Below are 19,187 nucleotides of genomic sequence, written 5' to 3'. Positions count from 1 at the left end.
AATACTCACGAAAGATAATGCGAGTTCGGCGACATTACTCGCACTCGACGACGACGGGCTATGGACTGTCCTGGCGTGGGAATCGACAGAGCATAGGTCCGGGAGACAGACCCCAACGCCATGTACGAGAGCGGCGCATTCGTCGCCGAATACATCGAGCCACTCACCGAGGAACAGATCCAGCCGAACGGCGTCGACCTCACCGTCGAAGCCGTCTTCGAACAGCGCGAACCCGGCCGCATCGGCAAGGACGGGAAGACCATCGGCGACCGCCAGCCAGTCGACGTCGAGACCGTCGACGGCGCAGAGACGTTCACGCTGTCGCCGGGCGGCTACATCGTCCAGTACGCCGAGACCATCTCCATTCCCGAAGACCACGTCGGCTTCCTCTACCCGCGCTCGTCGCTGCTGCGCAACTCCTGCATGCTCAACACCGCCGTCTGGGACGCCGGCTACACTGGGCGCGGCGAGGGGCTACTGCAGGTCCACCACGAAATCGAGGTAGAGCGCGGCGCGCGCGTCGCCCAACTCGTCCTCGCGGACGCCGAGCACGCCGACACCTACGACGGCTCCTATCAGGGCGAGCGCGTCGAGTAGCCGGCGGGGGTATTTTGGGGGCTGCCCGCGAGCACCACAGCATGCACTGGCTGCGAGCGGCCGGCGCCGCCGCGACCGCCGCGGGCGTCGCGGGCTACGTCGCCGGCACCGCCGTCGCGTACCCGGGGCGGGCGTTCAGCGTCACCGCGCTCATCGTCGGCATCACGCTGTTGAGCATCACTACCGGCCGGGAGGTCGAAGCGTGACCGTCGACTGCGTCGTCTACACGGCGGACGGGCTCGCAGAGTGGACGGACCTCGAAGCCGCGCGGGACGCCCCGGGGACGACGTGGGTGCGCGTCACCGACCCCAGCGACGCCGAACTGGACCGCGTCGCCGCCGCCTACGACGTCCACGCGCTGGAGGTCGAGGACGTCCGCGGGGACGTCCGCCCGAAAGTCGAGGAGTTCGACGGACACACGTTCGTGCTCGTGAAGGCGGCGTCGCTGCAGCGCGGCGACGTCGCGTTCGCGGACGAACTGCATGTCGAACAGGTCGGCCTCTTCCTCGGGGACGACTGGCTGGTCACCGTCGAACCCGAACGCACCGACACCCTCGACGACGTCTGGGCGCGCGTCCACCGCGAGGAACCGCGACTCGCCTCGCGGGGCGCGGACTTCACCGCGTACCGATGTCTGGACGGCATCGTCGACGACTACTTCGCGATTCTGGACGACATCGAGGACGACATCGAGGTCGTCGAGGACGAAGTCGTGGATGCCGCCGGCGAGGACGTCCTCGAACGCATCAACGATCTCCGGCGGGATTTGTTGTCAGTGCGTCGGCTGCTGTGGCCGACCCGCGAAGCCATCGGCGTGCTCGCGCGCGGCGACCCCGAGCAGGTCGGCGAGGACGCCGAGAAGTACTACCGGGACGTCTACGACCACCTCGTCCAGCTCGTCGACCTCGTGGAGACGTACCGGGATTTGACCAGCGGCGCGCGCGACATCTACCTGAACGCGCTGTCGATGTCCACCAACGACGCGATGAAGAAGCTCACCGTCGTCGCCACCATCATCCTCCCGTTGACGTTCGTCGCGGGCGTCTACGGCATGAACTTCGAGCACATGCCCGAACTCGCGTGGGAGCACAGCTACCCCGCAGTGATGGTGGGCATGGGCGCGATGGCGCTGATACTGGTGGCGTACTTCCGCCGCGAGGACTGGGTCTAGGGTTCACGGACATCCCCGAACAGTTCCGCGAACGTGGCAGGAACGTGCGGTGGCTGGTCGGTGGTGTCGAACCCGGCGACGACGCGGGCGTCGTTGGCGGCCGTACACGACGTGAGCGCGTGCGCGAACCGGAACGCCGTCTCCGCGGGCGCGGGGTCGAGCAGCACGGAGAAGTCGTCGACGTAGACGGTCGTCTCGTCGTCCCACGCCGACAGATAGTCGTTGACGAGCACGCCGACGCTGGCGACGTCCGTGACCTCCGGGACAGTCTCGACAGCGCTCGTCGCAGCGGCGTCGAGGTTGTCCGGCGGATCGACACCCGCGTCGGGCGTCGCGGCGGCGGCCGCCCGCGAGTGCTCCCCGACACTCACGACGGCCGTGCGCTCGCAGTCGGCCCGAAACTCCCCGAGCCACGTTTCAGCGTCAGTCTCGTAGGTGATGCCGAGCGCGTTCGACGACGGCGGGACGCCGGCGTCCGTGGCCGCCGCGTCCGCACCCGCGACGAGGACGTGTGGCGAACCGTCAGTGGGCTCCTCCCCTCCCATTCGTGTTCACGTAATAACCTTACTCTACCAACATAAGGTTTGACATATGGTTTCACGGGTGACACGGGCTGAGGCCACCGCCACACTTTTCTCCGCAGCGCGCCCGTTCGCGATATGCGGCTCAAGGAGTCACTGAAGAGCAGTTTTCTGGCGGGAGTAGTGCTGGTAGCGCCGTTGGTCGCGACGCTCGTCATCCTCCGGTTCGCCACGGACCTGCTGGCGGGGCAACTCCAACCAATCGTCGAGGGGACGCGGCTCGCCACGTACACGGCGAACAACGACCTGCTCGCGCAGTTGCTCACGCTCGCGGTGTTGCTCGTCGCAGTCACCGTCATCGGCGCGTTCGCCAAGCGCCCAATCGGCCGGCGGGTGTTCGGGCGCACCGGCCGACTGGTGAACTTCGTCCCCGTCTTCCGCATCATCTACGGGAGCATCAAGCAGATGGCCAACTCCGTCTCCTCGCGCAGTTCGGACTTCGAATCCGCGGTGTACGTCGAGTACGAGCGCGACGGCCTCTACCGACTCGGCCTACAGACCGGCGACAGCCCCCGTGACGTCGCGGACGTCGCCGGCGAACCCGCGCACAACGTCTTCGTCCCGGGAAGCCCGAACCCCACGCAGGGCTCGCTGTTGCTCGTCCCCGAGAGCCGAATCTACGACGCCGATCTCAGCGTCCGCGCCGCCATCCGCATCCTCATGACGACGGGGATGGCCGACGGCTCCGGGAGCGACGCCATCGAACTCGACGACGACGAACTCACCGCGATGGGCGTGGCACCGGACGCCGACGACGAGAACTGACCGGAACCGACCGTTCACCACACCGCGGGCCGGCGGCGCCGGCTCGTCCGCTCAGTCGTCCGCTTCCGGCGAGAGGGCGAACAGCCCTCTCGGACCGGCGACGAACGACGCGGAGACGACTCCGAGGGTGGAGGACTTGAACGCGGGGGACCAGAAGCCATCGCTGTGCGGGTTCGACGCCCCCGCGAAGTGTCTTGTGACGGCCCCCGGAGTGGGCGCAGCCGAGGATTCCGAGAGCCGGTATCAGTCGTTGCGTCCGCTCGAACCCGTCGCTCGTCGGTCCCGGCGGACGCGGCGGAGGTAGACCGCGAGAGGAACGGCGACGAGTGCGACCGTGCCGACGGCGCGCACCACCGGCAGTTCGACTAGCGGCGGTGTACCCCGGTGCAGGAGCAGGAACGCGGTCTCGGCGACCGCTCCACTCACGATGAGAGCCAGCACAGCGCCCCACAGCCACAGTATCGCGACGCCGACCGCGTCGAGGTGCCTTGTTTTCACCGCGTGACCGAGCACCACGACGCCGGCCAGCACCGGCACGGCGAGCAGGACGCGAACCGGGTCGATTGCGAACAGCCCGGCGCCGAGCGTGAACGTCGCGAAGTACACGACGAGCGCGACGAGACGACGGGCCGAGCGGCGCCAACTCACACTCGCCCGATACGACGCACGGACAAGTAAATCGTTTGCCAGTTCCGACGGTCGCTATCGAATCGCTGAGAAGCGGGCGCGAAGGGCGTTTGTTCGACACACGAACGAATCGCCTTTCGGGCGTGAGACGGCCAAAACGTGGAAGCTGAGAATTATACCTGAGAAGTCCTAGCTGTCCGGCGAGTCGTTTCACGCGAAAAAGCCCCGTATCGGTCACTGCGTCCTTGCTACTGGACGAAGAGAAGCGGCGAACCGACGGCTGGCTACTCGTCTTCGAGCGCGTCGTAGACGCCGCGGTTCGCCTCCCGGTCGGCGGCCGCCACTCGCCGTACCAGTTCGTGGCGGATGTCCTCCATCACCGCATCGAGCGGCGACTCCGACTCGACTCCCTCTTCGGTCGCCATACCACCACTACAGGCCGCGTGTCGTTAATCCTTCTGGTCGCCCGAGTCGCCCGTCAACTGCTCGGTACCGTATTGCAGGAGGTCACCGCGCCACCGCTCGACCTCCCCCGCCAAGTCCAACTCCTCGGTGTGCGTGCGGAGATACTCTACTCGGCACTATCCATCGTGTTTAGTTTAGCGAGTTCCACCAGACGGCGAAGGCTTGCAACCACGATTCCGCTGTTGTTGGCTCGACGTGGCTGAAACTATTACTGAACGAGGAAGTCCGTCGTTTTATCTCTCGAAAAACACGTTCGACAGCATTCCGATTCCCATGACGAACGGTTTGGAATCGGAGCCCGACTCGCTGGAGTGCTGTTTTGAGGTGCTGGGCGTGATCAACTAGAAACACGGCATCTTCGACGTCGTGTTTCTCGCGTAATTCCTGCAGAAATCGTTCAGTCAACGCCGTTGTTGTCGTCGGAAACAGCCGTACGTGCAGGAATTTGTTCGAGTCTGGATTGACGGCAGCGTACAGCCAGTACTGCTGGCCGTCGATACGGATCACCGTTTCGTCAACCGCAACCTGATCCGGGCTGGCGTCGCTGGCGGGCTGTAGATCAGCTTTCTGTACCCAATCATGGACCGCTTTCCGCGAGCGTTGGACACCGAACTTCTCAAGTTCTTTTACTGTATTCGAAAGTGAGAGACCAGCCAAATGAAGTCGAATACCAAGCTGCATCAGCTCGCTCGGTGTCCGCTCGCGCTCCACAAAATCTAACTCGATCCAGTCGCTACAGCCACTGAGGCGAGTGGTTTCAGCCATAGACAGCAGAAATCACTCTCGCCTCACTTTTCAGCCTTAACTAAACACGACCGCACTATCCGTAGGAGCAATCATCTTCCTACCCACCGACGACTTCACCGCCTTGTCGAGGAGGCTAAGCGAGGATAGGTTCGCCCCCATCCACTGGTACAACGACACGGAATACTGCACCAGAACGACGAATATCAGCCCACCCATCTCCGGCAAAGAGTGGATAACTCAAAGAACGCGGCTAGTGCGCCAAATCAAACCGCAACTGCTGGTGGAGGCTCATCGTCGTCCGTAGCCACAACCTCACCGCCGGCTATTGACGCTACGATCCCGCCGACAGACCCCACGAACGACCGTCTAGTCGTCACGCTCCACCTCGTCGCGCAGCTCAAGAATGTGGTCGCGGAGCGCCACGAGCTGTTCCTTAGTCAGGTACGACGGATTGTTCCCCGACGGCGAGAACTCGTCAACCGTGTCCGCCAACCATTGCACAATCTCGCGATTGCTCATATCCGCGGACGCACGCACATTACACTCTGCACAAATCTCGAGGGCGTCACCCGGATCAGAGAACCGACGGACATCACGGTCAGACAAGTCCAGTCCGCAAACCGTTTCGTCTTCGCTGTCGGCGTCGACGACGTGGTACGTCAGGCCACCAGCGCCCAAGTCCAGTACGTACTCCTCACTATCCGCCTGTGACCGTTTGGGCGACGGCGAGTCCGGCTGCGTAGAGACCGTGTCCGGTGTGGAGTCAATCCAGTAGCGCACAGTGTCACCCGGAGCAACGCCGATCTGCTGACGTGCTTTGAGCGGGAGTGTGACGCTGCGTCCGTTGGAGTGCAGTTTCCGCTGGACGGTGGTCTCATCACCGTCGGCGTTTTGGACACGTAGCCAGATGTACTCGCCGGGCTTTGCGCCGCTTGCAGCGCGCTCACCGTCGGTGATGGTTAGCGTCCCATCGATTTCGTCTTCGACCTCCTTCGTCGACTCACGTAGCTCGAACTCACCGCAGTACACCATTTCTTCTTTCGGCGGTACGTCCTCATCTTTATCCGCTTGGGAGTCTAACCTTGCCATTGCTGTTACCTCTAAAGGTGCAGCAGCACACGGGCACGGAACACTTCAAACCAGATTGTGCCCGTGTGACCTAACACCTTGATATAGCTATTGCTGCGCGTAGTGCAAAAGTCCTGCGGTCAGGGGAACGCACAACGTAAGTTCGCCGGTTGTACGTGTGCCGGGCTTACGCACTAGAAATCGAGTGGTACTACTAAAAGGCAGACTAATCGCCGCTGAATTCGAAATCAACCACGCGCCACGACTCCTCGCGCCTACCAGCACGCTTCGCCACACGCGTGCGCCGGCAATCCCGCCGGCCGGCAACTAAGTATCCGGATTGCAATAGCAGTCGATACCGCGCGACGAAATCGGATCGTAACACCCGAAGCTGCGGAATCACGACACACAATCCACGCCGGTTAAAAGGAAACCGCGTGACCTCGGAGCCGTCACGTGGATTCCAAGTACGTTCGGGAATGACGGGCGCGAAGGGGACCAGTAATACGCTGTGACGAAATTCAGATACGCAGACGTACTTGCTCCGCTCGTGGCCTTAACTTTGGAGGTGGCATTCGCGCGGCGCAGCCGCGCGATTCACTCGCACGAGCGAAGCGAGTGCGAGAACGTTTTTAGCGTAGATTTTTACGAGGAGAGGTTCCCGCAGCGAGCGAAGCGAGCGAGGGAACCCGACGAAGTAAAAAGGTACACGGGCGCGAAGGGTATTCACCACGAACCCGTGCGCGGCGCACAGGAGGTTCTGGTTTAACCCTTCGACGGTCGCCGCTGGGGTGCGGTCTACCGACGCATGTCACTCGAACCAATCACCCCAGAACACGCGCTCGAACTGTACCTCCAAGACAAGGAAGCAGAATTAGCCCGTTCGACCATCTACTCGCACAAGTCCCGCCTCAGCTACTTCGTAGAGTGGTGCAACGAAAACGGGATTAACAACCTCAACGACCTCACCGGACGGAAAGTCCACGAATACCGCATCTGGAGACGAAACGTAGGGGACCTCTCGAAGCCCACGGAGAAAACCCAGATGGACACTGTCCGTGTGTTCCTCCGTTGGTGTGAGGCAATCGAAGCCGTCCCAGAGGACCTCTCCACAAAAGTCCAATCACCGGATATCACACCAGAAGAGAACACGCGCGACGTTACCCTCGAAGCTGAGGAAGCTGACCAAGTGCTGGCGTACCTCCAGAAGTACCAGTACGCCTCTATCGAACACGTCACGCTCACGCTGCTATGGCATACGATGATGCGGCGAGGAGCAGTCAAATCACTCGATCTCCGCGACTACAACCCAGAAGAGCAGTACCTCGACACGAAACACAGGCCCGACTCGGGAACACCCCTGAAGAACAAGAAGGAAGGCGAGCGAATGATCGCTCTTGACGACCAAACCTGCGAACTACTGGACGATTGGATCGAAGACCGTCGGCCGGATATAACCGATGAAAATGGACGGAAACCACTGCTAGCGACGAATTACGGGCGAATACACGAGAGTACGGTACAAGCCTATGTGTACCGTTACACGCGCCCGTGTGTATATCAAGCTAGCTGCCCGCACGGGCGAGACAAGGAAAACTGCGAGGCCCTACCTCGTGATGCAGCCTCAAAGTGTCCGTCAAGCGTATCGCCGCACGCGATACGTCGAGGAGCAATCACCCACCACCTACGTCAAGATATCCCGGAACGGGCTGTGTCGGATCGGGCGAACGTTTCGCTTGATGTCTTGGAACAGCACTACGATCAACGGAGCAAGCGCGACAAAATGGAGCAACGGCGAGAGTTTTTAGATGAAATATAGCTACAAAATCGCGTAAAGGATAGCCTAACAACCGAATATTCTGGAGAACGTTTCGTAGGCCATACAGAATTAAGTGTTTGGGGGCGAATGAGACGATGTGATGGAACACCCACGATCAGACGTGGCATCCCTCGAAGTTGAATTAGAAAAGCTCGAGGAGGATGTCCTAAGGGTGCTAGAAGAAAAGGGGCCGATGAAGATCTCCGAAGTTGCGGAGGAGTTAGATTGCAGTCACGATACTGTCCGGGAGGCGATGAATAACCTTTCGCGGAAACGGCTGGTGGCCTCTCTTCCCAGCTTTGAGTACGAGTACGTCGGCGAGCAGACTCAGCGAAAGCCTGCATAAATCCCAATCTGATTCTTAATGACGGTAGATCTCGAGGCCAAAGAGAGGTATGAGCGTCAAACAGACAGTTCAGAAGGAATATTTCGGTCTCCGTCTCGACGTGACCGAGACCGTGTACGATACGCGCGGGAATTTCGGCGGCTAAAGGGAGTGACGCAGGTAGCACGGGCAGATGAGTCATACCTTTATCATGACCGCCTTACTCACTCTCTCAAGGTTGCACAAGTCGCGAGTTCTCTTACTCGTATTATCCACCAACGCCACGATATCCAAGCGGAGTACACAGAAGGTCGGGAGTTCCCTAAGGGGGACTCAGGTCTAAAGACTAGCCTTGATCCCTACGTGGTAGAGGCTGCTGCTCATGCACACGATATCGGTCATCCACCATTCGGCCATGCAGGCGAAGATGAGCTAGACAGCCTCGTTAGAGAATATTCGAAAAATAACGGATCAGAAAAGGAAATCGGGTTTGAGGGGAACGCACAATCGTTCCGAATCGTCACGCGACTCGCAGATCATAGAGATCCAGAAACAGGCCTGAATCTTACTCGTGCCACACTTAATGGGATGCTAAAGTACCCATGGGGCCGGGATAAAAATGATAGCAAGTGGGGTTACTACCCTAGTGACCGGGCAGCCTTCAGTTGGGCACGGCGAGGACTAGGGGACTACCGAGAGACAGGGGCTTACGACGACCATCGTCAGACCTTGGAGGCGCAGATTATGGACTACGCAGATGACTTGACGTATGCTATTCATGATCTGATGGACTTCTACCGGGCGGGATTAATCCCGCTTCATGAACTGTTTCGAGAGGCGATTGACGAGGGGAGTAATGACTCGTCTACAGGCCCGTACGAACAGTATAGCGTCAGTTCCAGAGACCACCTTGATAAATTCGAAGACTACTTAGACGAGAATACAGAGGTGGACCCGAATTCCTTCGACGTGGCGGGTCATCTCGAAAATCTCGCCAAGGAGTTGTCCGGGTCAAATCGAGCGTTGGTTACGCCGTTCGAAAATACGAGTGCGGAGAGACAGGCACTCAGCGAGTTCACAAGCGGTCTCGTTGAACGTTACGTGGAAGCAGGACGAGAAACATCGCCCGAAGCAGTATTCGTCGAAAACGAAGACGGACGATGGAATCTCAAAAAGGAAGAGTATATAGATGAGATCCGGATGCTGAAAGCGATGACAGAGTTCTATGTCATCAGTAATCCAACGCTGATGCAGCAACAACATGGTCAGCGTCGGATTTTACGGGAACTCTTTGAAGCTCTGTATTCCGAGGCAAACCCAAAAGACCTCTCAAAAAGCATCATTCCTTCTCCCTTCCACGATTGGGTGAAGACCCATGATGATTCACCTCGGTCTAGAATTGTTGCAGATATCATCTCGGCACTAACGGAACGGCAAGCAGTAGCACTACACCGGCGTCTATGCGGAGATACCCCAGATGCCCTCCAGAACGACATCGTTGGGTGATTGCCTATCTTCATCAACCTACGCCAGAATCTGTTAGCCGTTGTAAATCTCACAAAGGCCGGGTTGCTACTATTGGACTCTCATAGATATACTGCGAATTGCTAGGACGATTAGTAATCTAGGTGAGGAGGGAACTAGCACCTAGTACCTAGCAAAGAGCCTTTCTCTCGCCCGTTTATAACAATCTCCGGCCCAAACCAAGGAATAGAGCAAACCCACCATGGCATTAGACGATTATGACTCGCCCGACCTACGCAATAACACCGTCAACCAAGACCCATCCGAATACAGTCTGATCTATGAAGTCCTCGATGAGGTATTCGATAGCGGCTACGTGGACTCCCTCATCAGGGACGAACTGGAAGAACAGTTCGAAGCAGCAGGTATCTCGGTAGAAGATGATGCGACCCTTCCTAACACACCATACTCATGGAAAGCCACAGAAGCCCTGAAAGAAACATGGCCGGTATTCGTAGCTGAGTATATTCTCTCCAACGAGGCACGGTGTGACCGTCAATACCAGCAGGCGGCGGCTCGCGCGACGGAACACTTGTCGTGCAGTGCAGCAGAAACGGTCAAAAGTGCGCTAACCCGACGGACGTTCTATAAACCGTACACCTATGATCACGAGCAGTATGGAACTATCGAGGTGTCCTCCCCGTCAGCAAAACTCATTCGCGATATATTGGATGAAATTGAACGGCTTCTTCGCACACGTGAGTCGGATGTCATCGAGTAAATCAAGGCGCAACACGACACCGACGTCTGCCAGCAAATACTCCAGTAGTTCGAAAATAGTGTGTGGATAGCCGCGTACCGGCTACGGAAGAAGCAGCTAGTCTAAATCTGCGATATTACGACAGCTAGCTCGTTTCTAACGAGTCTTTCTCAGGCTCCTCAAGTGGAAGATCGCGTTTATCCACATCAAGCTAGCTGTCCGCACGGGAGAGACGAGAAGCGTTGCGAAGCCCTTCCTCGTGATGCAGCATCAAAGCCCGTCAAGAGTTCTTAGACGAGATATAGGTCGCTCAACTACAGTTACCGTTGGCCGAGGTCGTGTACACGCTCGAAGTGCGTGACAACGGCTTCAGTCGCTGACTCACTCGTCGCCTCAATCTCGGCACCACACTTGGTGCAGTTCATATCCGGCTCGCATTAGCGTACAATAATAAACGAACTGAAGTCGATTAGAGAATGTCGGCTTTTGTGAAATGCGATTTGTGACGAAACAGCCGGTAAGTGGGGTTGTAATTGCCCGCCAAATAGTGAACACAGTCACCACCAGATATTCTAACGCCGCTTCACATCTGACAGATAATGACGAACGGATATCCTTCTGATTGGGATACGCGAAGAAAAGAGGTGTATCAACGGGATAATTATAAATGCCAGAACTGCGGTTCGAAGGGGGGATCGGGTGGCGATGCGGAATTGCATGCTCATCATATCGTCCCGAAAAGTAAAGGTGGAACCCATCAGAAGAGCAACCTGAAAACACTCTGTAGAGAGTGTCATAATGCTATTCATGGCAATAGCATGGCCCCCTCCGAGACAGAAACTCAGAAGGGCACTGAATGGCAATTTCCACTCTCTATTGAACGCTACCCGTACGCTGTTTCCGATGAAGTCCAGCTGGGCAACCAACTTATAAAGACGGTCAATATAATCGACAGCTTTGCCGATGATTTGGAGGAACTAGCTGAATACGCCAAAATGTTTGCCATGCTCTCGGAAGAAGATGAGTCTGACCGGTTAAACATCAAATTTCGGGAAGTAGTGGAGGAAGTCACGAACAACTTAGAAGAGTTTGAACAGGCGACTTCGGAAGTTCGGGACATCCCACTTCCGAATGAACATCAAGGACAAGCACCTCAAGAGGCGTATCAAAACCTCTCCAGCATATCTCACGACGTTCAAACGGCTGTCGCGGATCACCGCGACATTTCGGTCCGCGTTAAGGAGCAACGGAAGATCGCTCAATCAGATATTGTCGATCTTAATATGGCAAGTGATGAATTGGAGAGAGTTGCCGAGCAGTACATTAATGCGTCTGAGGAAGTCATTCAGTTTCTCCTGCGTACTATCAAGGAGAAAACTGCGACCCTTAGTGGAAAATGCAGTCAAGCCGTTGTAAACCAACCTAATAACTGTCCTGTCTGCGGTGAGGAGCTTCACCAGAAGAATCTAGAAAACGTCGCTGGGCAATACCAACTGACTCTCGCACGTTGCGAAGATTGTCAAACAGAGTGGGGTTTAACGGAAACGAATATGGAAGTGATACATAGTCAATATGATATGCAGGGATTGAAGTTAGTTACAAAGGTGGTGGAGGAAGCCTGTAAGGAAGGGTACCGGTTGCCAGAAGACGTTACCGAGTATCGGAGACTGTCGAAGGAGTATAATAAAGCCGGGAATAAAATTGTGGGCGGAGCCGTTCTTCTCGGTCTTGGAATAATGGGAATATCGTACGCGGCCGGGAGTCTCGTGTTGTTCGTCCTTCTCGCTATTGGGTTGTTAATTGCGTCAAAATTGATTGGTGACTATTATCTCCAGAAAACGATCGAAAAAGAGATGGCGAAAATAGCCACGCAACAGCCCTCCTAATCCGGCAAGAATATTATCATCAGCAGAAAGGACAGCTAGCTCGTTTCTGACGAGCCGTTCTTAGGCTCCTCAAGCGGGAGGTCGCGTTTATGCACAATCGCGAGGTTTGAATCGGTGTCTTGGGCGACCTGTATCCGGTCGAGAATTTCGCGTGCTGTATCGAGTTCGGTCGTCTCTTCGAAGTCGTCCTCGTCTGAACTTGCTCGCCCCTCACAGTAGGTGATATAGAATTTGAGTTGATAGTCCGTACCAATAGTCGTCCAGACGGTGTCTTCTGAGCCGGTAAGCTGTTCGCTCCACAGTTCGATGATTTCGCGGATTTCACTACGGCGCTCTTCAGGTGATGGGAGTCCACCGGCAACATCGCCAATTTGGTCTTCAACAATTTCCTCGAAGTCTTCCCGGCTCAGAAGAGGCGAATTATCCCACCCGTCTGGTGCTTTGCTTTCCATTTCCAAGAGATTGACTAGGTCTTCGAGTTCTTGGCGGTGAATGACAATAGGGTATCCCGGCCCGTAGGTGTGGCGTGGAAACCGTTCGTCACGCTCTGGCCGGGCGTCTTCGATACTGGTTCCATTCGGGGAGAGAAGATTGCGAATCCAACCCATTACCAAAATCATCCAGACGTAATTATATTAACTTTCTGTAGGACAGAATAATATAGATGGTGCGGGAGTTGTGTTTAGTTTGAGTGTTTTACCGGGGATTTTATGCACCTTCCCACTGCGTTTCAATTGATGTCATACCAAGACAAAGAAGCGATGTTTAATCACTTGGGGATGTCAGCCCCATCGGCTACTCTCAAGCAACTCTGGAAGGACGGCTATGTCCTTGTCCACTACGAGAATCAAACTTCATTCGATAAGGAAGACTACGACGAGGAACCACAAGACATCGAGGACCTGAATGACGCAATTACGGATGACGAGGCACATCTATGCCTTACACGTCTTGCCAATAGGCACGCAGGAACTACTGCGCGGAAGCTTGGTGTAATTCCGAAAGATGCGGATAAGCTCATAGTCGGCATTCCAGATGAATCACCCCATACACCAGAGATTATTTCGGATATTGAAACAGCCGAGTCACGGGTAGACGAGTTCGAATACGTGTATAAAGGCACAAAGCTCGAAGAAGATAGCCTGAAAGAGCTACGCGGTGCAGACTACTTCCTATCCGCATACGAGCCGCCATATACGTCATTCACTGCATGGCCGGTGGTCGAACATCAACTTCAAGCACTCATGGCCGGAGAATCACTCCCACCAAAGGACCCGGTCTCCTATGCTACGAACCAATTAGAACTTCTTTGTGAGGAGTACCTCCGACTTGTCGATCCAAGCTACTGCCCCCTCATGGATACTGGAGGGCCAACAGGAACCCACCAAGTGGACTTATTAGGCGAATCTGAGGGACGAACAGTCTACGGTGAAGTCAAAAACACCCAATCTCAGCCGGATACTGCTGTAGAGAAACTTGGTGAAATCGTGCGAGAACACCCCTCTAGTGAGCAAACTACCGTCGATACATATCTATTCACGCGAACACAACCAGATACAAAGGACGACGCAGTTACCGTCCTTTCGCTCCGTAGCGTTTTAGAAACACTGTGGGAACACGAACGGACTCGTCGTGTGATGGCTCGTATGACGGCGAACGACGCCACTAGCTAGTTCACCCTCCAACAAGACGAGGGATCATCCCGCGTCGGGAACTATACGCAGAGAATTAGCGGTGAATAGTAGTCAGGTGGACTCAGCGGTTGACTCGCCTTCACGACGTGCTTGGCGAATCCGCTGACGGCGGACCTTCATTTTCTCGTCCTCCGAACGCTTGTCATAATGTTTGACAAGGACTGGCTTGGATAGGTCACAGCGGTCCGCAAGGACGTCCTTCGGAACTTCCTGTTTCAGCTCGTCAGTGATATACCCACGCCGAAGTGCGTGTGGCGGAACCGAAGACGGGCACTGAGATGCTTTGTCCGCCGGTAGAGAGTCGCAGTCGGCCATATCCTCGCCATGGGGACACTCCTTCCCAATTTGGCACGGACGCGACCACTTATACACATATTTCCGGATCGTGGACGCCGCGATTCGTCCGTGAGTTGAGGCCAATAACGGTTCACGACCGTGATCGTCGGTAACATCCGGACGACGGTTTTCGAGATAGTCGTCGATAACGGCACAGAGGTCATCGGTGAGGAAGATACTTCGCTCACTGTCATTTTGCTGCTTTAGAGGAGTGTCTGTGTCCGGCCGGTGGCGGAGTTCAACACGAGGAACATCCTCCTCGGGATGATAGTCCCGGAGGTCAATCGAACGAGCGGCTCCGAGACGCATACCCGTGGACCAGAGAAGCGCCCAACAAACGTGTTCCACTGAGGCGTACTCGTACGTCTCGAGCCAGTCCAATATCTCCTCTGCGCGTTCTTCGTCCAGAGCTTGGACGCGTGAATTCTTGTTGTTGGTGTCGGGGGATGGGACTTTGTCTGAAAGCCCCTCGCGAACCATGTGGTTGCTCTCGCAAAACCCGATGAAGCTCCGAAGGATGTCCATCTGAGACTTGTCCGTCTGTCTGCTGAGGGAATCAACTTTCTCCGTCGCGTCCAACCGTCGCCACTGATGATAGTCCTCAAGGTCGAATCCGTCAAGTTCGCAGACGAACTCGATCTCGTTCTGATCACACCACTGCGAGAAAAACGCGAGTGCATACCGGTGTGTCTTGATAGTCGCATCTTGGAGTTCACCCCGTAGCGAACGGAAATACCGTCGGATGGCCTCAGCAGGAGGTTTTTCACGCAGTACGTCGTGACTCGGAGAGGAATGTTCGTTAGACATTATTGTATTAGTTAGTGGATACGGCAAGCGGCAGGGCTAGTAGACGGACGATGCTGGCAGACCGGTCGTCGAGATCGGACGCGAGAGTTGCTTGCATATTTGGCTATAGTTGTGACTGGTTGTCTTGCTTCAGACTGGGTGGTCAACTGGCTGTTCGGTACGGCAAATCAGGGCGCTCGCCCCGTATGCCGCCGTCCCACGACGGGACATCGAATCGTTCTGGCTATACACTAATAAGAGTACGCCCACCCCCACCCGATTTTTCCACAAGAGGAGACTCCATTCTACTGTTAGCGGAAGTGAATATTCCAGTCGCGGTACCGGACATTCATACACAACAGGTAACAATCCACACTCGCCGATGTCACGAGTCAACATCGAAATCCCAGACGACCTGCACGACAACCTCCGAGACGAAAGCGACGACTCCGGAACACCAATCAAGTACCTAATTATCGACGCTCTCGACAACGAATTCGGGAGCGAACAGGAGCGCGACGACATCAGTCACCAGTCGCGAAACATCTAGCTCTCCGACAGTAGCTGCTCGAACTGCGGGGCAATCTCCCCCCATAGCTCGCGATACCCGAGAAAGTGCGACGGCTCCACGCGAAATGCCACCGAGTACCCGTGAGCTAGCTGGCGGTCGAATTCACTGTGCGACCATACTGCCGAGTCAAGAACCCACCCGACGTGACTAATTTTGAGCGCGACGACGACGCGCTCCTCATCTGGATGCGTCCGGCATGCACTCATCAACTCTTCGAGCAACGGAGTTGGCTCTCCAACGATAACCCCAGCACGTGCGCGGTGATACAAGCTCTCCAGTAACTGGTCCTCGTCGGACATTCTTAGACCTCTAAATCATCGAAGACGGTCCGTGAGAGGTGTTCCAGCACGGCCAAATGGTTTTGTTTGGCTGCCTGCTCCAGCGTCATCTCACCGGCATCAGCAGCTAATGCAGTATTGAGCAGAGTTAATCGCCAGAGATTGTCATAATCACCATAGCGTGAATGTTCGCCCTCTATTTGCTGTGTCCGACGCTCAATCTCCTGCAACCGGTCATGGAGGTCTTTCATCTTCTCGCCCTGCTCAGCCACGAAAGAGTTGATGCGCTCATCTACCACCTCCTCAAGTTCTTCGACACGAGTCTCCGTCTTCGCAACCCGGTCATCAATCTCACTGTACGCAGGAAGTTCACGCTCACCATTCCGGGCCTCAAGCTTGTTGAGCCGCCGAATCACCGCTCCAAGACGTCCAGATATACTATCGAGACGGCTGGACAGCTGGACAATATCGTCATCATCGAGAGACTCTGCAAGAGCGCCTTCGCCTGCTGCTACCGACGTTAACTCCGACACCTCACGTTTGAGTCGGTTCATATCGGCCAAGAGAACCGCTAACCGACGTTCCTCGGAAAGCGCACTGAGATCATTCCGTTCCTCACGGAGGTCCTCGACGAGACTGTCACCGAAGAGGAGGTCGCACGCGTGATTCGTCAGATAGTATTCGTTGTATGGGACGCCGTTGTCGGCTGTCTGGTCGGATTCACGCTTCTCGATGAGGTCGGTTTTATCGGCACGATAGCTAATCTTCGACCCGAGGCTGTCCTCTCCAAGTAGAGGTTCGAGGTCGTCGCGGAGTTCTGGAACAGTCGCCGTACCGCCTGCGTCAGCTATCGCGAGGAGAACCATGCGGTCCTTCCATTTATCGAGATCAAGAGAGCCAGTCATAGCAGTCTCCGGTCGCATTCCAGCGAAAATAAAGCTGAATCCGAACCCCAAAATCACGGCTAATTAGCCGTGACGAGAGGGCGCAGCATCCCGACCAGTATACCCAATAGGGTCGGAAAGGGGTATCCGGAATTAGCGAAGAAGAGGGTGGCGGTTGTCACCGGACGCCAGCAAAAACTAGCTCTCGTTGTCTGTTTGCCCGTCCGAACGGTGGTGCTTGTATTCCCTTTCCACGGTAGGAAGCAGAACAAATGAACTGAATAAGGCATTAGCTACGATAGTTCTGGATTGGGTCAAATACACGATTGACTGCGTCCGAGTTCTACAACAAAGAATTGTCCGCTTCGGCTAAAGATGTATGGTGGCGTAGAGTATCGCGTTACGTAATGAAGCCGGAAATCCGGAGAACAGACACGTGGTCGTTCAACGGCGGACGAGACATCGTAGAGCGAAAGGGACTGAAACAGGAGTTACCAGCAATTGCGGAGGCGTATATCGAACACGGGGGAGGGAATCAGAACCTAAGTGAGCGACGAGAACTGCTCAATCCAGTTAACTGGGTGCAGGAGGTCTCTGTGAAGTTCGAGACGACAACGGATTTTGATCTAGTCTCGCGGCGAGCTAGCTTTGATGCGTACAAAGATGGGGTGGTCGTTGAACACGAAAGCGGGGAGCAGATGCGGGCTAACTGGCATCTGATGAAGATGGAAGCCGCTCACCGTGACCCGAGTGTATTCTCTAGCAAGAGAGTAGCTGATGTAGGTGTCTTGTTGATTCCATCCTACGTGAATTTCCCGACACTCGGACGTACAGAAAACGACGTTCAAGCGGTGTTAGAGCAGTACTTCAATTTCTCAATTCCACTCTTCGTCTGGGAATATCCGACCACGTAACACCCAAGCTAGCTGGGTACGGCGAGATAGCGGGAATGTCGATGAACGTCTCTAGTGGCTCTGTTGAAATTCTCAGCGTCTAACATATTTAACCCGACGTTGGCAAATACAGGGAAAGCAGTTATCGAAATGGGGATTGATCTATCCGAACGATGCCATTAGTGCCTGCTGGATATAGAGGCTGGGTCGGTCACAGGCTCTGAAACTATCTCTGGCTGATGGTTTCAACAAATTCGCTAGACCGAGAACTCCATCAACATCGGGGCATGGTCGCTACACTCGTAACCGTCGTGGTCGTACCAGCACCGCTCAGGGTTCAGTGACTCGGACGCGAAGATGTGGTCAATTCGCCTCGATTCGTGACTGGTGTCCTCGGTATCAAGGTCTCCATAACCGTGGACGTGCCTGAACGCATCCACCAATCCGACATCCGAAAAACCCGTCATGACATCCAGTTCTGCCGATATCCACCGCTCGCGGATGCTCTCTGGCTTATTCTCGCCCCACGAGACTACCGCCCCATCTGCTTGCTCGGCCTTAGGGATATTGAGGTCGCCCGCCAGTATGCACCTCTCCGGGTCGGACTTGGTGATTCGGGCGTAGACGTTCTCCAGTATCTTGATTTTCTCCTCCCCGTACATGCTCCCCGGCACGGTGCGGACGTTCCAGAGGTCAACCGATTGTCCGGCAATCTGGACCTCCGAATTGAGAATCTTCTCCGGGAAGTTCGTACTCCAGTCTTTCATCTCCGAGTTCTCCCACGGACCACTCCTGATGCTCGGACGCCGACGTTCGAGGTCTCCCACGTCCGCATTCTCATGGACGGCGGTGATTTGTCCGCTCGTATGGATGAACTCGTGGTGGGGAGGAACGTTGCTCTCACGGAGTTCCTGCCCCCAATCGAGCGTATCCACAATCTTGGTGTACCCCTGCTCTTCACAAAGCAGGTCCAGCCATAGTTCGCGCTGGACGGTTGTCACCTCGTTGAGCATCACGATGTCTGGCTGATCCAACTGCTCCCCGATGAACGACACCTGCTTTCTAATTCGGTCTTTGCTCCCCGCAGGCGGGACAGACCCCTGCACGTTCCACGACAAGAGTCTCACGACTGCACCGCCCCGATTGAGTCCGTCCCGGTCCCACGCTGGTTGGCCGCCGAAATCATACACCGCATAGGAACCCCATTCAGAACCTACCCTCTTAGAAATTTTTTCTTACCGACCTGAGTTCTATCGAAACCATCTCCGCTGACCAACTCGCGCCCTGTATTCAGCAGGATGCAGAGAACATCAACGAAACTTAGCAGAAGATTCGGTGGTACGTTCGCACACCAACCTAACGGATACTCCATCACCGATAGCGCCTAATTAATGGAGTTTTGATAGGACCTACTCTGACCTAATTCTCGATCCATGAAGTGAGTGACTAGCTGGCTAACCCCTAACCAGC

22 protein-coding genes are annotated in these 19,187 nt (G+C 55.9%); 12 read left to right on the top strand and 10 right to left on the bottom strand.

Annotated features, from left to right (window positions below; translation table 11 throughout):
• Positions 1-120 precede the first annotated feature (120 nt).
• Genes AVZ66_RS00410 through corA form a run of 3 tightly spaced genes read left to right on the top strand, consistent with a single transcriptional unit; the run spans position 121 to position 1,768 of the window.
• Positions 121-597, top strand: coding sequence for a deoxyuridine 5'-triphosphate nucleotidohydrolase (locus AVZ66_RS00410; protein ID WP_058980727.1), 477 nt, complete (start codon positions 121-123; stop codon positions 595-597).
• A gap of 41 nt (positions 598-638) precedes the next feature.
• Complete coding sequence (locus AVZ66_RS16515) at positions 639-803, top strand: hypothetical protein (protein ID WP_197407700.1); 165 nt, start codon at positions 639-641, stop codon at positions 801-803.
• Complete coding sequence (corA, locus tag AVZ66_RS00405) at positions 800-1,768, top strand: magnesium/cobalt transporter CorA (RefSeq protein ID WP_058980725.1); 969 nt, start codon at positions 800-802, stop codon at positions 1,766-1,768. The genes AVZ66_RS16515 and corA overlap by 4 nt, the downstream gene beginning before the upstream one ends.
• Here the strand turns inward: corA and AVZ66_RS00400 are convergent.
• Positions 1,765-2,313: a hypothetical protein gene (locus AVZ66_RS00400; protein WP_058980724.1), complete on the bottom strand. Its 549-nt coding sequence runs from the start codon at positions 2,311-2,313 to the stop codon at positions 1,765-1,767. The two genes, corA and AVZ66_RS00400, sit on opposite strands and share 4 nt — an antisense overlap.
• A gap of 114 nt (positions 2,314-2,427) precedes the next feature.
• Here AVZ66_RS00400 and AVZ66_RS00395 point away from each other — a divergent pair, with 114 nt between their 5' ends.
• Positions 2,428-3,114, top strand: a complete 687-nt coding sequence (locus AVZ66_RS00395) for a DUF502 domain-containing protein (protein WP_058980723.1) — start codon at positions 2,428-2,430, stop codon at positions 3,112-3,114.
• Positions 3,115-3,357: 243 nt separating this feature from the next.
• Here AVZ66_RS00395 and AVZ66_RS00390 read toward each other — a convergent pair whose 3' ends face one another.
• The 4 genes from AVZ66_RS00390 to AVZ66_RS00385 form a co-directional block, all read right to left on the bottom strand.
• Positions 3,358-3,762, bottom strand: coding sequence for a hypothetical protein (locus AVZ66_RS00390; RefSeq protein ID WP_058980722.1), 405 nt, complete (start codon positions 3,760-3,762; stop codon positions 3,358-3,360).
• Between the two features lie 263 nt (positions 3,763-4,025).
• Complete coding sequence (locus AVZ66_RS16510) at positions 4,026-4,166, bottom strand: hypothetical protein (RefSeq protein WP_197407699.1); 141 nt, start codon at positions 4,164-4,166, stop codon at positions 4,026-4,028.
• 169 nt (positions 4,167-4,335) lie between these two features.
• Positions 4,336-4,971 (bottom strand): IS6 family transposase, encoded by a 636-nt coding sequence (locus AVZ66_RS15560; protein ID WP_058984526.1) that lies wholly within the window; start codon positions 4,969-4,971, stop codon positions 4,336-4,338.
• Between the two features lie 348 nt (positions 4,972-5,319).
• Positions 5,320-6,042, bottom strand: a complete 723-nt coding sequence (locus AVZ66_RS00385; RefSeq protein ID WP_058980721.1) for a hypothetical protein — start codon at positions 6,040-6,042, stop codon at positions 5,320-5,322.
• A 787-nt stretch (positions 6,043-6,829) separates the two neighbouring features.
• Between AVZ66_RS00385 and AVZ66_RS00375 the strand changes: the two genes are divergently transcribed.
• From AVZ66_RS00375 to AVZ66_RS00355, 5 genes are all read left to right on the top strand, one after another.
• Positions 6,830-7,840, top strand: a complete 1,011-nt coding sequence (locus tag AVZ66_RS00375) for a site-specific integrase (RefSeq protein ID WP_058980718.1) — start codon at positions 6,830-6,832, stop codon at positions 7,838-7,840.
• Between the two features lie 100 nt (positions 7,841-7,940).
• Positions 7,941-8,186: a GntR family transcriptional regulator gene (locus tag AVZ66_RS00370; RefSeq protein ID WP_058980716.1), complete on the top strand. Its 246-nt coding sequence runs from the start codon at positions 7,941-7,943 to the stop codon at positions 8,184-8,186.
• Between the two features lie 18 nt (positions 8,187-8,204).
• A complete protein-coding gene (locus AVZ66_RS15555; RefSeq protein ID WP_082678731.1) occupies positions 8,205-9,671 on the top strand; it encodes a deoxyguanosinetriphosphate triphosphohydrolase family protein in 1,467 nt (488 codons plus the stop codon).
• 220 nt (positions 9,672-9,891) lie between these two features.
• Positions 9,892-10,410, top strand: a complete 519-nt coding sequence (locus AVZ66_RS00360) for a hypothetical protein (RefSeq protein WP_058980709.1) — start codon at positions 9,892-9,894, stop codon at positions 10,408-10,410.
• Between the two features lie 578 nt (positions 10,411-10,988).
• Entirely contained in the window at positions 10,989-12,275 is a 1,287-nt protein-coding gene (locus AVZ66_RS00355; protein WP_082678730.1) for an HNH endonuclease, read from the top strand.
• A 35-nt stretch (positions 12,276-12,310) separates the two neighbouring features.
• Here AVZ66_RS00355 and AVZ66_RS00350 read toward each other — a convergent pair whose 3' ends face one another.
• Positions 12,311-12,883 (bottom strand): hypothetical protein, encoded by a 573-nt coding sequence (locus tag AVZ66_RS00350; protein WP_058984596.1) that lies wholly within the window; start codon positions 12,881-12,883, stop codon positions 12,311-12,313.
• 129 nt (positions 12,884-13,012) lie between these two features.
• Between AVZ66_RS00350 and AVZ66_RS16075 the strand changes: the two genes are divergently transcribed.
• Complete coding sequence (locus AVZ66_RS16075) at positions 13,013-13,948, top strand: hypothetical protein (protein WP_157575565.1); 936 nt, start codon at positions 13,013-13,015, stop codon at positions 13,946-13,948.
• Positions 13,949-14,020: 72 nt separating this feature from the next.
• On the opposite strand, the gene AVZ66_RS00345 is transcribed toward AVZ66_RS16075, so the two are convergent.
• Positions 14,021-15,112: a site-specific integrase gene (locus tag AVZ66_RS00345; protein WP_058980705.1), complete on the bottom strand. Its 1,092-nt coding sequence runs from the start codon at positions 15,110-15,112 to the stop codon at positions 14,021-14,023.
• Positions 15,113-15,473: 361 nt separating this feature from the next.
• Between AVZ66_RS00345 and AVZ66_RS16070 the strand changes: the two genes are divergently transcribed.
• The gene (locus AVZ66_RS16070; protein WP_157575564.1) at positions 15,474-15,641 is read left to right on the top strand and encodes a hypothetical protein; all 168 of its coding nucleotides are present in this window, start codon (positions 15,474-15,476) and stop codon (positions 15,639-15,641) included.
• Here AVZ66_RS16070 and AVZ66_RS00340 read toward each other — a convergent pair.
• Both AVZ66_RS00340 and AVZ66_RS00335 read right to left on the bottom strand, forming a co-directional pair.
• A complete protein-coding gene (locus tag AVZ66_RS00340; protein ID WP_058980703.1) occupies positions 15,638-15,961 on the bottom strand; it encodes a hypothetical protein in 324 nt (107 codons plus the stop codon). The two genes, AVZ66_RS16070 and AVZ66_RS00340, sit on opposite strands and share 4 nt — an antisense overlap.
• A gap of 2 nt (positions 15,962-15,963) precedes the next feature.
• Entirely contained in the window at positions 15,964-16,845 is an 882-nt protein-coding gene (locus AVZ66_RS00335) for a hypothetical protein (RefSeq protein WP_058980701.1), read from the bottom strand.
• Positions 16,846-17,231: 386 nt separating this feature from the next.
• Here AVZ66_RS00335 and AVZ66_RS00330 point away from each other — a divergent pair, with 386 nt between their 5' ends.
• Positions 17,232-17,738 carry a hypothetical protein gene (locus tag AVZ66_RS00330; RefSeq protein ID WP_058980699.1) on the top strand — a complete coding sequence of 169 codons (507 nt, stop codon included), beginning with the start codon at positions 17,232-17,234 and terminating at the stop codon, positions 17,736-17,738.
• A 236-nt stretch (positions 17,739-17,974) separates the two neighbouring features.
• On the opposite strand, the gene AVZ66_RS00325 is transcribed toward AVZ66_RS00330, so the two are convergent.
• Positions 17,975-18,823 carry an endonuclease/exonuclease/phosphatase family protein gene (locus AVZ66_RS00325; RefSeq protein ID WP_197407698.1) on the bottom strand — a complete coding sequence of 283 codons (849 nt, stop codon included), beginning with the start codon at positions 18,821-18,823 and terminating at the stop codon, positions 17,975-17,977.
• Between the last annotated feature and the right edge of the window lie 364 nt (positions 18,824-19,187).

Source organism: Halobacterium sp. CBA1132, from assembly GCF_001485535.1.
GTDB lineage: Archaea > Halobacteriota > Halobacteria > Halobacteriales > Halobacteriaceae > Halobacterium.
This window is presented reverse-complemented; position numbering and strand designations above follow the sequence as displayed.